This window comes from Alcanivorax sp., from assembly GCF_002733835.1.
Lineage (GTDB): Bacteria > Pseudomonadota > Gammaproteobacteria > Pseudomonadales > Alcanivoracaceae > Alcanivorax.
Window position 1 is genome coordinate 14,120 of sequence record NZ_NVWY01000022.1, and the last position, 14,131, is coordinate 28,250.

Sequence of the window (14,131 nt, forward strand, 5' to 3'; positions counted from 1 at the left end):
CGACGTCAGACGTCCGACCCTTCTCCAAGTCATAAAACCTGGAACAATCATCGTGCCCTAATCGAGGCGCTTGAACGTCCTCACCTGCACCTGAAACCCGTTCCGCAGTGCCAGAAACTGGCTTTCCTGCAACTCAAGGCCGGCGCGGCCGGCCCAGTCCACCAGATCGGCTTCATCAAAGCCGAGCCAGAAATCCCCGCAGGTCTCGTGGGCCCAGTGCTGGTCATGCCGACACAGGTCGGTGATCAGCAATGTGCCGCCGGCCTGCAGTTGTGCGGCAGCGGCGTGGATGGCGCTGGCCGGTGCGGGCAGGTGGTGCAGCACCATGTTCAATACCACGGCGTCCACCGTGGGCAGGTTTCTGGCGGCTTGTGGCCAGTCTCCCAGTATTAACTCCACATTTGACCGTTTGGCGACCGTCTTGCGCGCCCGTGTGAGCATGGCCTCGGCATTGTCCAGGCCGATAACCTGTTCAAAATGCCCGGCGAGCTCCAGCAGGAACAGCCCGTCACCGGGGCCAATTTCCAGCACCTGTTTTCCTTCCGGGCTGGCGCGCAACAGCAGCTCGCAGGCCTGTTCGGCATATTGCCCGTACTCGGCGATCAGCTCCTGCTGGGCATCATGCTGTTCGGCGTGCCGGGCAAAAAAGGCGCGGCTTTGCTCTGCCCGTTGTTGCTGCACCTGTTCCAGCCGCGCGGCGACTTCCTGATTGAGGGACCCATCATCCAGCTCGTCCAGCAAGGCGCTGTGAACGGCACCCTCTGCGTCATCCGCCTGGGGCAGGCGACGACGGTAGAAAATGGAGTTGCCCTCGCGGCGTTTTTCTACCAGCCCGCCTTTTGCCAGCACCTTGAGGTGGTGGCTCATGCCGGATTGTTTCATGGCCATGATCTCGCACAGTTCCAGCACCCCGAAACTGTTCTGGCCCAGCACCTGCAATACCTGCAGGCGTAACGGGTCCCCGGCGGCCTTGAGAAAGCCCGCCAGATGATCGGTCACATCCGGTAGAGAGGGAGCCAGTGCATTCATAATGGCGGAGTCTAGCGTAATCAAAACCTAAATCAAAATAAATTGATATAGATCTCGGTCGGACGTCTGAGGTCTGGGGTCGGACGCCAGGACGGTGCCTTTGCCGGTTTTGCGTCAGACGTCCGACCTCAGACGTCAGACCGTTATTTCATGGCAGGGGCTTCGGGCAGACATGGTTGCTATCCAATACGCGCCGGACATTTGCCCGCAACCCGCCCTTGAGGGACAATAGCGCCCCTTTTCAGCCACCAGTCAGTTTTGGAGCCCTGCATGCCCAGCGCCCCCGCCAGCCGTGACCTCGCCAATGCCATCCGTGCCCTGAGCATGGATGCGGTACAGAAAGCCAATTCCGGGCACCCCGGTGCACCCATGGGCATGGCGGATATCGCCGAAGTGCTGTGGCGCGGTTTCATGCAGCACAACCCGGCTGACCCGACCTGGGCTGACCGTGACCGCTTTGTGCTCTCCAACGGCCACGGCTCCATGCTGCTGTACAGCCTGCTGCATCTGACCGGCTACGGTGTCAGCCTGGACGACATCAAGAGCTTCCGTCAGCTGGGCAGCGCCACCGCCGGGCACCCGGAATACGGCGATGCGCCGGGCATCGAAACCACTACCGGCCCACTGGGCCAGGGGATTGCCAACGCCGTGGGCATGGCGCTGGCGGAGAAAATGCTGGCGGGGCAGTTCAACCGCGAAGGGCACACCGTGGTGGACCACAACACCTACTGCTTTCTGGGTGATGGCTGCATGATGGAAGGGATTTCCCACGAGGTGGCGTCCCTGGCTGGCACCCTGGGCCTGGGCAAACTGGTGGCCTTCTACGACGACAACGGCATTTCCATCGACGGTGAAGTGGAAGGCTGGTTCACCGACGATACCGTGGAGCGTTTCCGCGCCTACGGCTGGCAGGTGATTCCCAATGTGGACGGCCATAACCCGGAAGAAATTACCGTGGCGGTGGAGAATGCCCGCGCCAACACGGATCAGCCCACCTTGATTTGCTGCAAGACCATTATCGGTTTCGGCAGCCCCAACAAGCAGGGCAAGGAAGACTCCCACGGTGCCGCCCTGGGTGAAGATGAAATCGCCCTGACCCGTAAAGAGCTGGGCTGGGAGCACGGCCCGTTTGAAATCCCGGCGGACATCAAGGATGCCTGGGATGCCAAAGAAGCCGGTGCCAAAGCGCAGAGCGAATGGCAGCAGCGTTTTGATGCCTATCAGGCGGCGTACCCGGAGCTGGCGGCGGAGTTCAAGCGCCGCATGGCCAGCGAGTTGCCGGCAAATTTTGCCGAGCAGGCCGATGCCTATATCCGTGAGTGTCAGGAAAAAGGCGAGAAGGTCGCCACCCGCAAGGCCAGCCAGAACACCCTGGATGCCTTCGGCCCGTTGCTGCCGGAGCTGGCCGGCGGCTCCGCCGACCTGGCCGGTTCCAACAACACCATCTGGAAAGGCTGTAAATCGGTCACTGCTGACGATGCCAGTGGCAATTATATCCACTACGGCGTGCGCGAATTTGGCATGACCGCTATCCAGAACGGTCTGTGCCTGCACGGTGGTCTGCGCCCCTACGGCGGCACCTTTCTGGTGTTCATGGAGTACGCCCGTAACGCGGTGCGCATGGCCGCGCTGATGCATCAGCCGAACATTCTGGTGTACACCCACGACTCCATTGGGCTGGGCGAAGACGGCCCGACCCACCAGCCCATCGAGCAGCTGGCGAACCTGCGTCTGACCCCGAACATGCGCACCTGGCGCCCCTGCGACACGGTGGAGTCTGCGGTGTCCTGGAAAAAAGCAGTGCAACGTCAGGATGGCCCGTCGGCATTGATTTTCTCCCGTCAGGGCTTGCCCTGCATGGAGCGCGGCAACGCACAGCTGGCCGAGATCGAAAAAGGCGGCTACACCCTGCTGCAGACCGGTGAAGGCACCCCGGACGCGATTATCATTGCCACCGGTTCCGAAGTGGAGCTGGCGGTAAGTGCGGCCCGGGCACTGGCTGGCAAGAACATTCGTGTGGTGTCCATGCCCTGTGTGGAGGAATTTCTGGCGCAGGATGCGGCCTATCAGGAAAGCGTGCTGCCTTCCTCCGTGCGCGCTCGCGTGGCGGTAGAAGCGGCCATCGCCGATTACTGGTATCGCTTTGTGGGGCTGGACGGCAAGGTGGTGGGCATGACCAGCTTCGGCGCGTCCGCCCCGGCCGGTGACCTGTTCAAGCACTTTGGTATTACTGCCGAAGCGGTGCAGGAAGCGGTGGAGTCATTGCTTTGATAGAGACGGGTCGAAAGTCGGACGTCAGACGTCGGACGACAACCCCTGTTAGCGTCGGACGTCAGACGTCCGACGTCAGACCGCTATGAGAATTGCCATCAACGGCTACGGCCGTATCGGGCGTTCTTTTGTGCGTGCTCTGGCCGAGCGTGAAGGCGCAGGGTGGCAAGCGCCGTTTACGTTGGCAGCAATCAATGACAAGGGGCGCCCGGAAGACCTGCTTTACCTGACCCGCTACGACACCACCCACGGGCGGTTGGCGGAGCCGGCAGAGTTGATCGAAGGCATGCTGCGCATCGGCAAGCAGGCCCCCATGTTGCTGGAACAACCCAAGCCGGAGTTGTTGCCCTGGGGTGACCTGGGGGTGGATCTGGTGCTGGAATGCTCTGGCCATTTTCGCAGCCATGCCGGGGCGTCCCGCCATCTGCAGGCCGGGGCCCAGAAAGTGATTATCGGTGCGGTGCCGTTTGATCAGGCGGATCAGGTGGTGGTGTATGGCGTCAACCACGAGGACGTACGCGACGACAGCCGGGTGCTGTCGGCGGCGTCCTGCACCACGCACTGTATCGCCCCCCTGCTGCAGCGGCTGGATGAGCAGTACGGCATCCAGCAGGTGTTGATGAAAGAAATCCACGCCTACACCTCGGACCAGACCCTGCTGGACCATGTCCACCGGGATCCGCGCCGGGGACGGGCCGGGGCACAGAATATTGTGCCGACCACCAGCAGCGCCATCGGTGCGGTGCAGCAGGTGTTGCCAACCCTTGCCGGGCGCATCAACGGAGACTCTATCCGTGTGCCGACCCTGAATGTGGCCATGGTGGAACTGACCTTGCGGCTGGAACAGACACCGGATGAGGACAGTCTCAACCAGTGGCTGCAGCAACAGGCAACGGCGTCGGCGGGCCTGATTGGCTACAATGACGCCCCGCTGGTCAGCGCGGATTTCAATCACCGCCCGGAATCCGCCATCGTCGACGTGACCCAGACCCGGGTGCAGGGCGATATGGTGCAGGTGGTGGCCTGGTACGACAATGAATGGGGTTATGCCAACCGCCTGCTGGATTGGGTGACGGATTTGGCCAAAGCGTCGGACGTCTGACGCTTAAAAAATACTGTAAACCGAGACGACAGCATCATCCGCACAGGGTGGTGCCAAACGAGGTAGCAACACCATGAACTTCAAACGCATGACCGACCTGGATCTGGCAGGCAAGCGCGTTCTGATCCGTGAAGACCTGAACGTGCCGGTGAAGGACGGAAAGGTCACCAGCGATGCGCGTATCCGCGCCTCCCTGCCCACCATCGAGCATGCGCTCAAGGCGGGCGCCAAGGTGATGTTGATGTCCCATCTGGGCCGCCCCACCGAAGGTGAATACGCCGACGAGTTTTCTCTTCAGCCGGTGGCGGAGCATCTGGGTGGTTTGTTGGGACGTGATGTGCCGCTGGTCAAGGACTGGCTGGACGGGGTCGAGGTGGCCGACGGTCAGGTGGTGTTGTGCGAGAACGTTCGCTTCAATAAAGGCGAGAAGAAAGACGACGAAGCGCTGTCACAAAAAATGGCGGCGCTGTGTGATATCTATGTGATGGATGCCTTCGGTACCGCTCACCGTGCGCAGGCGTCTACCCATGGGGTGGGCAAGTTCGCACCGGTGGCCTGTGCTGGCCCGCTGTTGGCCAATGAGCTGGATGCGCTGGGCAAGGCCCTGGATGCGCCGGAGAAACCGCTGGTGGCGATTGTTGGTGGTTCCAAGGTATCCACCAAGCTGGAAGTGCTGGAATCATTGTCGGATGTGGTCGACCAGCTGGTGGTCGGTGGTGGTATCGCCAACACCTTTCTGGCGGCGGCCGGCCACCCGGTGGGCAAGTCTCTTTATGAAGAAGACCTGATCCCTGCCGCACAGAAAATTGCCGAGAAAGTGCACATTCCGATTCCGGTGGATGTGGTGACGGCCAAGGAATTTGCCGAGTCCGCCGAGGCGGTCACCAAGAAAGTGGAAGACGTGGCCGACGACGACATGATTCTGGATATTGGTCCACAGACAGCGCACATCGTGGCGGCGTTGATGAAGGAAGCCAAGACCATTATCTGGAATGGCCCGGTAGGTGTATTCGAGTTCGATCAGTTCGGTGAAGGCACCCGGGAAATGGCCCTGGCCATTGCCGACTCGGATGCCTTTTCCATTGCCGGTGGTGGTGACACCCTGGCTGCAGTGGACAAGTATGGCATCACCGATGATGTCAGCTATATCTCCACCGGCGGTGGTGCCTTCCTGGAGTTCGTGGAAGGCAAAGTACTGCCAGCGGTGGCCATGCTCGAGGCACGGGCGAAGGATTGATTAAACGCCTGATGCCGGACGCCAGATGCCTGACGCTAAAACCCACAGGCGTCAAGCGTCAGGCCTTTGGCGTCAGGCTGTAATGGACGAAGTATAGGCGGTGCGGCGCACCGCAAACGGATTAACGAAGGGGAAAAATCATGGCACTAGTAAGCATGCGACAGCTGCTGGATCACGCTGCCGAGTTCGGCTACGGCGTACCGGCTTATAACGTGAACAACGTGGAACAGATGCGCGCCATCATGGAAGCCGCGGACAAAACGAATTCCCCGGTCATCGTGCAGGCATCTGCTGGTGCGCGTAAATATGCCGGTGCGCCTTTCCTGCGTCACCTGATCCTGGCGGCCACCGAAGAGTTTCCGCACATTCCCGTGGTGATGCATCAGGATCATGGCACCAGCCCGTCTGTGTGCCAGCGTTCCATCCAGCTGGGGTTCTCTTCGGTAATGATGGACGGTTCACTGGGTGAAGACGGCAAGACCCCCACCGATTACGACTACAACGTGGATGTGACCCGTCGCACCGTGGACATGGCCCACGCCTGTGGTGTCTCGGTGGAAGGCGAGCTGGGTTGCCTGGGGTCGCTGGAAACCGGTGAAGCCGGCGAAGAAGATGGCATCGGTGCGGAAGGCAAGCTGACTCATGAACAGATGCTCACCGACCCGGAAGAAGCGGCGGACTTCGTAAAGAAAACCAAAGTGGATGCACTGGCGATTGCCATCGGCACCAGCCATGGTGCGTACAAGTTCACTCGTCCGCCCACCGGCGACATCCTCGCCATTGAGCAGATCAAGGCGATTCACCAGCGCATTCCGGATACCCACCTGGTCATGCACGGCTCCTCTTCCGTGCCGCAGGACTGGCTGGCCATCATCAATGAATTCGGTGGTGAAATCCCGGAGACCTACGGGGTGCCGGTGGAAGAAATTCAGGAAGGCATCAAGCACGGCGTTCGCAAGGTTAATATCGATACGGACCTGCGTCTGGCATCCACCGGGGCGATCCGTCGCTTCCTGGCCCAGAACCCGGCCGAGTTTGATCCGCGCAAGTACCTGAAAGAATCCATCACCGCCATGCGTGATATCTGTATCGCTCGCTATGAAGCCTTTGGTACGGCGGGCCATGCGGACAAGATCAAGCCGATCAGCCTGGAAACCATGTTCCAGCGTTATGAGTCCGGTGATCTGGATCCGCGGGTTAAATAAGAGACGCAGCAGGCTTCACGCTGCAGGCAGCACGTAGATCAAAACAAAAAAGCCGTACCCGGTTGGGTGCGGCTTTTTTGTTTTTCAGAGCTGCTATCAAGCGGCTTTGGTGGGTGCCATGCCGCGCTAATCCATGAGGCCCTTTTTTACCGGCGGGCTTCAATCCTGATGTCATCGCTGCCGGTGAGAATCAGTCGGCCCTGCTTGTTAATGTCGGCGTTATTGACTCCCTTGAGGGCGTCCAAAAATTGCCGCTCCATTTCCATCAGTGGTGCTGGGCAAGCCATCATGGTGACGCCGCCGGTGGTGATGGTGAAGCTGTCCTCGTCCTGCACATAGGTGGCCATATAATTGTTGCAGGCGGCCTTGCCGGCCACTTGCCCGGGCTGATGAAAGTTCAGCGTGACGGTAGCCTCAGTGACGTCTTCGCCATTAAGCGATGTGACGGACCAGGCTTCTCCACGCAGTTGGCTCTCTTCAACCATGGTGCGTACCTCGTTGGCTGGCTGCCCTGTACAGGCAGCCAGTAACAGTGCGGTGCTGCCCAGCAGCAGCGGAAGGCGAAATGGGGTCATGGTGTGTCCTTGTGAGACGTTGTTGGTTACTTAGTGTATGTGCGGGGCGATATGGTTCCCGGCCCGGCTGGCGTTTATTGATGTGGCGCAAGGTTGTTGCAATGGATGAGAGGAGTGCGTTGACTGGTCGCGGAAGAACAGGACAATGCAGTGAATCCTCTCTTATCTTCACTTTTCTGATCGCAATGATGGCAGGCCATGCTGAATACGTTGCTGGAATTTTATATTGAGCACCAGTGGCTGGCGCTGCCGCTGGCCATGCTGTCCGCCGCTGGGGTGGGCATTCTGTGGATGGGCTGGTTGAGCCTGATGCTCACCGCGTTCGGTCAGCGGCGCTGGCTATGGGGGTTTGCGATTTTGTTGCTGCCTGTGCCGGCGTCCCCATGTTTTGCGCTGCGCCATCCGACGCTGAATCCCTGGGCCAATCGGCTGGTGCTATGGGGATTGTTGTTGTCTCTGCCGATCCTGGTGTTAACCGGCTGGTGGGGCTGGCTGGCGTTGACCCAGGCGGCGCCCGCCGCCTGATCAGTCTTCGTCGTTTGTCAGCCAGTGTAGGGGCTTGTCCGGCTTGGCATAGCTGAGCCGGCCGATACGCTGACTGCGGTGGTAGCTATCCAGCCCCGACAGCGCCACCGTCCCGGCCCGTTCAATATCCACAAAGCCATCATCCCCCAGTACCTCATCGGGTAGCAGGATATGTTCGATGGCACCGATCACCAGAACGGTGTTATTCACCGCCAGGGTTTGCACTTCCCTCACCGCCATGCCCAGTTTTATCCGCGCCTGTGCCACGAAGGGGGCGGCAAAGTCGGGCAGGTAGGCTGGGCTTAGCCCGGTAGCGGTGAACTCGGAGGTATTCCGGGGATAGCGGGCGGCGGTCTGGTGGGCGGCTTCGAGGATCTCGGCATGGACCTGGTTGAGCGTATAAACACCTGTGCCTTGCAAGTATTCCAGGCTATGCCGGTCCACCGAGTGCGGGCGCAATATCATCCCCATCAATGCCGGGTCGGCCCCGAGATGAAAGCAGGAGCCGACCATGGCCAGGTTTTCCTGGCCGTTCTCGGAGCGAGTGCCCACCAGGTTGGCACTTTTGAAGCCGGACAGGCTATTGACCAGATTGACCCGCTCCCCGCGGGGTAAACCCTTGAGTGTATCGGCTGTCAGATGCATGGTGTGATTCCTCCCTGGCCCGTATTATCGGTAGGTGCCGTGAGTAAACCGTGGAGACCCGTTACCGGCTATGGCAAACCCTTTCGATCGCGATCAGATTATTCAGCAGTGGCAGCCCTTGAACTGGGAGGCCTTCGATCCGCTGAGTGAATCCAGCCAGCGCTATGTGGCGTACTACGGTCTCAATTTTGCCGATCGCCTGCCGGACCTGGAGCATGGCTTCGGTTATTTCGAGGCGGCGGGGCATATGCTTTCCGTGCATGGCTGGCGGCCGAAGCCGCCCGTTCAGCCGCGGGGCACTGTGCTGATTTGCCACGGCTACTTCGACCATGTGGGATTGTACCGGCATGTGATCGGCCATGTGCTGGAGCTGGGCTATGCGGTGCTCGCCTATGATTTGCCGGGCCACGGGTTGAGCACTGGCCCGCAAGCCGTGATCGACGATTTTCGTACCTACCGCGACGTACTGGAACAGTGCCTGTCGTTGGCAACCAATTATTTCCCCAAGCCCTGGCATGTGATTGCCCAGAGTACCGGGGGGGCCATCGTAATGGATTACCTGGTCAGCCGCGGTGAGGGCGATGAGAACCCTTTTGAGCAGGTCATTCTGCTGGCGCCACTGGTGCGGCCGTTCAAGTGGGGAACGGCTCGTTGGTTGCACACCATGGTCAGCCCGTTTGCCAAAACCCTGAAACGGGTTTTTACCATCAACTCCAACGATCCGGATTTTCTCGACTTTCTGGAAAACAAAGACCCTTTGCAGGCACGACGTATTTCCGCCATCTGGGTGAGCGCCCTGAAGAAATGGATGCCGGGTTTTGAAAAAGCGTCACGGATAAAAGTGTCGCCGGTGGTGATTCAGGGAGACAGGGATGAAACGGTGGACTGGCAATATAACCTGGAGATGATCAAACAGAAATTTGAAAGTCCCGATATCCATATGCTTCCGGGAGCCCGCCACCAGCTTGCCAATGAAAATGAAGCGTTCAGACGTAAAATCTTTTCCATTATTGACGAGTACCTGGCGTAAATTCGATTTTTTACGCTTTGTTACTTGAGCCGGTTGCGGCTTTGTAACAGTGTGAATTCACGGTTCCCAACCAGGGAGTTTTGTGTTTTTACAAGGAGTCTATGATGAACAGTAAATGGATGTTGGCCGCTGCTTCCGGTGCGGTCTTGTTGAGTCAGGCTGCCGTGGCAGACCTGAATACAGGCGTCAATGCTGCCGTGAATGCCCAGGCAGATGCCGATGCTGCTGAACAGACTGTTCGTGACCAGCGAGATGCGGCCAAGGCCGATGCCAAACAGATGGAAAAAGATGCACGGGCCCAGCGTGATGCAATGGAAAGCGATGCCAAAGCCCGCCATGACGCGATGAAAGAAGATGCCAAGGCAAAGCGTGATGCCATGAAGGATGACGCAAACGCAATGGGCGATGATGCCCGTGCCAAGCATGAAGCCAACATGAAGAAAATGGAAGAAAGCCGTGATGCCGCGCGTCAACGTCATGAAGATGCCATGAATAATGCGCAAGGGGCTGGCGCCAGTGCCAACGCTGAAATGAAAGCGGGTGCTGCAGGTGTCAGCGCCGATGCTAAAGCGGATGCCAAGGCGGACGCTGAGAAGAAAGAAAAATCCTGGTATAACTTCTGGGATTAATATTCTTTCCGGGAACAAAAAAGGTCGCGGTTCGCGGCCTTTTTTGTTCTTGTGAGACAGTTTTGGGCGTTTGCCGTCGCGCCTCAGTATTGGTTCACCGTACCGTTTTCACCCACCAGCACCACGTCGGCAGGCCGCTTGGCGAACAGGCCGTTGGTGACGACGCCGACAATGTTGTTGAGCGTGGTTTCCAGTTCAATCGGGTTGGTGATATCCAGGTTGTGCACATCGAGAATGATGTTGCCGTTGTCCGTGACAAAGCCTTCTCGGTATTCCGGTTGCCCACCCAGTGCGACGAGTTTGCGGGCCACGTAAGAACGCGCCATGGGGATGACTTCTACCGGTAGCGGGAACGCGCCGAGGCGTTTCACCTGCTTGGAGGCATCCACAATGCAGATGAATTCCCGCGCCGCTGCGGCGACAATTTTCTCGCGGGTAAGTGCGCCGCCGCCGCCCTTGATCATTTCCCGGTGGCTGTTCACTTCGTCAGCGCCATCTACATACACTGGCAGGTTGCCCACGTCGTTCAGTGAAAAGACCTGGATGCCATGCTGCTTGAGTCGCTCGGCGGTGGCATCGGAGCTGGCCACAGCGCCTTTGATGCGATCCTTGAGGGTGGCCAGTCCGTCGATAAAGAAGTTGGCGGTGGAGCCGGTGCCCACGCCGATGATTTCCCCTTCGGGGACAAAACGCAGTGCGGCTTCGGCTACCTGCTTTTTCAGCGCATCCTGATCCATGAGGCTGTCCTGTCGTAATATGGGTGTGTATCGACCCTGAGGTGTGCGCCAATTATAGGCCAGCGGCGGTCCTGACTCGACCCCGGGCTATCGCATTTGTGCCGGCCAGCCCCTAGACTATTCCTTTCCCTTCACAGAATGAGCCCGGAACCCTCCATGCTGGACAAATACGTTAAACGGATACTGCAATCCCGCGTCTACGACGTGGCGGTGGAAACTCCCATTCATGCAGCGCCGTTGATTTCCAAACGTATTGGCAACCGGGTGCTGCTCAAACGGGAAGATCTGCAACCGGTGTTTTCCTTCAAGCTGCGCGGCGCCTACAACAAGTTGTGTCAGTTGAACGAGGAACAGCTTGCACGCGGGGTCATCTGTGCGTCAGCAGGGAATCATGCCCAGGGACTGGCGCTGGCGGCGTCGGCCATGGGGGTCAAAGCGACCATCGTGATGCCGCGTACCACGCCGGATATCAAGGTAAGTTCCGTGCGTCGTCACGGTGGCAAGGCGGTGTTGCATGGCGACAGCTTTGACGAAGCCCTGGCCCACGCGCTGAAGCTGCAGGCCCGTGACAACCTGACCTTTGTTCACCCTTACGATGATCCGGATGTGATTGCCGGCCAGGGCACGGTGGGCATGGAGATTCTGCGTCAGCAAAGCCGCGAACTGGATGCGATTTTTATCCCGGTGGGCGGCGGTGGGCTGGCGGCCGGGGTGGCGGCTTATGTGAAGTACGTGCGCCCGGAGGTGAAGGTGATCGCGGTGGAGCCGGAAGATGCCGCCTGCCTGAAAGCCGCCCTGGAGAAAAAACGTCGGGTCACCCTGCCGGAAGTGGGGCTGTTTGCGGACGGTGTTGCCGTGAAGCAGATCGGCAAGGAAACCTACAAGGTGTTGCGTGATCACGTGGATGAAGTGATCACCGCCAGCACCGATGAAATCTGTGCGGCCATCAAGGACGCGTTCGAGGATACCCGTGCCATCTGCGAACCGGCGGGGGCGCTGGCCCTGGCGGGTTTGAAGAACTGGGTAACCAAGCACGATGTGCGTGACCAGACGCTGGTGGCAATTCAGAGTGGCGCCAATGTGAATTTTGACCGGCTGCGTCATGTGTCAGAGCGTGCCGAGCTGGGCGAGCAGCGCGAGGCGATTCTGGCTGTCACCATACCGGAAACGCCTGGTGCGTTTCGGGCGTTCTGCCAGGCCCTGGGGCGGCGCGGCATTACGGAATTCAACTACCGCTACAGCGATGACCGGGATGCCAATATCTTTGTCGGTATTCAGTTGCGGCCGGGCGGAGAGGCGCTGCAGACGCTAATGAGCGAGCTGCAGGAGCGCGGTTATCCGGTGGTGGATATGAGCGGTAATGAGATGGCCAAGCTGCATATTCGTCATCTGGTGGGCGGGCACACCTCCCGGCATGACCTGAAGGAGCGGCTGTTCAGGGTGGAATTTCCGGAGCGCCCCGGAGCGCTGATGAAGTTTCTGCAATCCCTGGGCGAAAAATGGAATATCAGCCTGTTCCATTACCGTAACCACGGCGCGGCCTATGGCCGTGTGCTGGTGGGCTTCCAGGTGGAGGATGGCAAGCAGAGCAAGCTATTGGCCGACCTCAAGAAGGTGCCTTATCCCATGGTTGAGGAGAGCGACAACCCCGCCTACCGGTTATTTTTGAACTAATCGCTATTTAGCCTGTCGGTTAATCGGCGTAGCCGGTTTTGTTTGCGTTTCTGTCTTTTTTGTCCGATTTTTTGCTAACTCATTGATTTTACATTGTGTTGGTTGTTAAAAGGGGCAACGATTGACGAGCGTAGCGCACTTTGAACGTAGAGAGTTACTGCAGAGTTCTGTTAAGAAGTGTCAGCAACCCGCGCTAACTGCTTGACTTTACATTTGGAAATGATCAAATTTTGACCCACTTGGCATTTTATGCTGTTAAATCAGACTAAGGTGACAATCTTGTTAATACTTTTGGGTCACTTTTTTCATATTGCTGTACCGTTTTGGGGAATAGAACAATGAAGAAAAAGCCGGACGCCTTGGTGCTACTGGCGGTTGTTTTCGGGTTAGGCGTGCTGGTCAGCAGCCTCACCCATGGTGGAAATGAACCGGATTACCAGCGTTACGCTGACAGCGCAGGCATTACTGTCACGCAGACGACGCAGTAACAATACTCTCTACCGGTTGGTCCCACGGGGCCACCGGCAGCTCGCCTCTCTCCATTTTCTGAAAATCGTACCCCGCAGCCACCAGCCGTGGCCGTCGAGGGTGCCGTGCCAGTTGTTCCAGGGTGCGATCGTAGTAGCCGCCCCCCATTCCCAGCCGATACCCCGCCTCATCAAACGCCACCGCTGGCAGAATAATCACATCCAGTGCCCACAGGGCCCGGCCACGGTAGCGCAGGGCGGGCTCGTGAATGCCGTAGGCATTGGCTCGCATGGGATGGTGATGCTGCCAGAGGCGAAATTGCAGATAGCCGGGCCGCAGTGCGTCGACAAAAGGCAGATAGGTAGAGGCCTGTTGAAAACGCGGGTGGCGCAAGGCAGGGCGTACATCCAGTTCGCCGTCGTTGGGCAGGTAGATAGCCACGTGGCGGGCAGGACGATGTTGAATGGCCCGGGCCAGGGCAGGGCCGAAGCGTGCACTGGCGCGGCGTCGCTGGCCGCTGCTGAGGGCGCGGCGGCGCTGTCGGAACTGTCGGCGCAGTTGCTGGCGTTGTCGCGTGTCGGTGGTTTTCGCGTCAGGCATCCGGCGTCCGGCGTCAGGCGATAATATAAGGGTGCTTCCCGGCCCGCCGCTGCGGGTTTGACCCTTGAACCGAAGGTTCAAGGTGGAGGCAGCAGCATTGCCCTCAGGCTTTCCGCTCAATAGGCGGACATGCACACGGACAAGGCAATATATGCCCCCGGGTAGTACATTATCGGCAAGGGGACTTGACCCTCTGGCGCACGGGCCAGGAAGCACTTGGGGTAAGTGTATCAGTGGTGCAGGGGCCGGGTCAGTCTTGACAGGGAAGGGATTTCGTTGGTGGTTCTTGGTCTGGATGCGAAGCCGCTGTAGGAGATTCTATGTTGTCCACCCCAGTCTTCATGAGGCAGGGGCCGGCTGATAGTCGGTGCCATTTTTCATGAGCGCGAAGGCGATACGAACGA

At 58.9% G+C, this 14,131-nt stretch carries 14 protein-coding genes and 1 other RNA gene; 9 read left to right on the plus strand and 6 right to left on the minus strand.

Annotation, left to right across the window (positions count from 1 at the left end):
- Positions 1–57: 57 nt before the first annotated feature.
- Positions 58–1,029 carry a metalloregulator ArsR/SmtB family transcription factor gene (locus COA55_RS10530; RefSeq protein WP_290502095.1) on the minus strand — a complete coding sequence of 324 codons (972 nt, stop codon included), beginning with the start codon at positions 1,027–1,029 and terminating at the stop codon, positions 58–60.
- A gap of 270 nt (positions 1,030–1,299) precedes the next feature.
- Between COA55_RS10530 and tkt the strand changes: the two genes are divergently transcribed.
- The 4 genes from tkt (at position 1,300) to fba (ending at position 6,844) form a co-directional block, all read left to right on the plus strand.
- A complete protein-coding gene (tkt, locus tag COA55_RS10535; protein WP_290502096.1) occupies positions 1,300–3,300 on the plus strand; it encodes a transketolase in 2,001 nt (666 codons plus the stop codon).
- 85 nt (positions 3,301–3,385) lie between these two features.
- On the plus strand, positions 3,386–4,402 hold the full coding sequence (locus COA55_RS10540; protein ID WP_290502097.1) for a glyceraldehyde 3-phosphate dehydrogenase NAD-binding domain-containing protein: 1,017 nt from the start codon (positions 3,386–3,388) through the stop codon (positions 4,400–4,402).
- 73 nt (positions 4,403–4,475) lie between these two features.
- The gene (locus tag COA55_RS10545) at positions 4,476–5,639 is read left to right on the plus strand and encodes a phosphoglycerate kinase (protein WP_063520711.1); all 1,164 of its coding nucleotides are present in this window, start codon (positions 4,476–4,478) and stop codon (positions 5,637–5,639) included.
- A 140-nt stretch (positions 5,640–5,779) separates the two neighbouring features.
- Complete coding sequence (gene fba / locus COA55_RS10550) at positions 5,780–6,844, plus strand: class II fructose-bisphosphate aldolase (RefSeq protein ID WP_063520710.1); 1,065 nt, start codon at positions 5,780–5,782, stop codon at positions 6,842–6,844.
- A gap of 146 nt (positions 6,845–6,990) precedes the next feature.
- Here fba and COA55_RS10555 read toward each other — a convergent pair whose 3' ends face one another.
- Positions 6,991–7,419 (minus strand): META domain-containing protein, encoded by a 429-nt coding sequence (locus COA55_RS10555; RefSeq protein ID WP_290502100.1) that lies wholly within the window; start codon positions 7,417–7,419, stop codon positions 6,991–6,993.
- A gap of 198 nt (positions 7,420–7,617) precedes the next feature.
- Between COA55_RS10555 and COA55_RS10560 the strand changes: the two genes are divergently transcribed.
- Complete coding sequence (locus tag COA55_RS10560) at positions 7,618–7,944, plus strand: hypothetical protein (protein ID WP_063539151.1); 327 nt, start codon at positions 7,618–7,620, stop codon at positions 7,942–7,944.
- Here the strand turns inward: COA55_RS10560 and COA55_RS10565 are convergent, their stop codons facing one another.
- Entirely contained in the window at positions 7,945–8,589 is a 645-nt protein-coding gene (locus COA55_RS10565; RefSeq protein WP_063520703.1) for a flavin reductase, read from the minus strand.
- A 70-nt stretch (positions 8,590–8,659) separates the two neighbouring features.
- On the opposite strand from COA55_RS10565, the gene COA55_RS10570 reads away from it, so the two are divergent.
- Together COA55_RS10570 and COA55_RS10575 are read left to right on the plus strand one after the other, a co-directional pair.
- Positions 8,660–9,619, plus strand: coding sequence for an alpha/beta hydrolase (locus COA55_RS10570; protein WP_290502103.1), 960 nt, complete (start codon positions 8,660–8,662; stop codon positions 9,617–9,619).
- Between the two features lie 104 nt (positions 9,620–9,723).
- Complete coding sequence (locus tag COA55_RS10575; RefSeq protein WP_290502104.1) at positions 9,724–10,248, plus strand: hypothetical protein; 525 nt, start codon at positions 9,724–9,726, stop codon at positions 10,246–10,248.
- 83 nt (positions 10,249–10,331) lie between these two features.
- On the opposite strand, the gene rpiA is transcribed toward COA55_RS10575, so the two are convergent.
- The gene (gene rpiA / locus COA55_RS10580) at positions 10,332–10,985 is read right to left on the minus strand and encodes a ribose-5-phosphate isomerase RpiA (protein WP_290502105.1); all 654 of its coding nucleotides are present in this window, start codon (positions 10,983–10,985) and stop codon (positions 10,332–10,334) included.
- Between the two features lie 138 nt (positions 10,986–11,123).
- On the opposite strand from rpiA, the gene ilvA reads away from it, so the two are divergent.
- Together ilvA and COA55_RS10590 are read left to right on the plus strand one after the other, a co-directional pair.
- On the plus strand, positions 11,124–12,659 hold the full coding sequence (ilvA, locus tag COA55_RS10585; RefSeq protein ID WP_082872522.1) for a threonine ammonia-lyase, biosynthetic: 1,536 nt from the start codon (positions 11,124–11,126) through the stop codon (positions 12,657–12,659).
- Between the two features lie 338 nt (positions 12,660–12,997).
- On the plus strand, positions 12,998–13,147 hold the full coding sequence (locus COA55_RS10590; protein ID WP_156497101.1) for a hypothetical protein: 150 nt from the start codon (positions 12,998–13,000) through the stop codon (positions 13,145–13,147).
- Here COA55_RS10590 and COA55_RS10595 read toward each other — a convergent pair.
- Both COA55_RS10595 and ssrS read right to left on the minus strand, forming a co-directional pair.
- On the minus strand, positions 13,128–13,727 hold the full coding sequence (locus COA55_RS10595; protein ID WP_063521024.1) for a 5-formyltetrahydrofolate cyclo-ligase: 600 nt from the start codon (positions 13,725–13,727) through the stop codon (positions 13,128–13,130). The two genes, COA55_RS10590 and COA55_RS10595, sit on opposite strands and share 20 nt — an antisense overlap.
- Positions 13,728–13,758: 31 nt before the next feature.
- Positions 13,759–13,942: non-coding RNA, 6S RNA (ssrS, locus tag COA55_RS10600), on the minus strand.
- Positions 13,943–14,131: the final 189 nt, after the last annotated feature.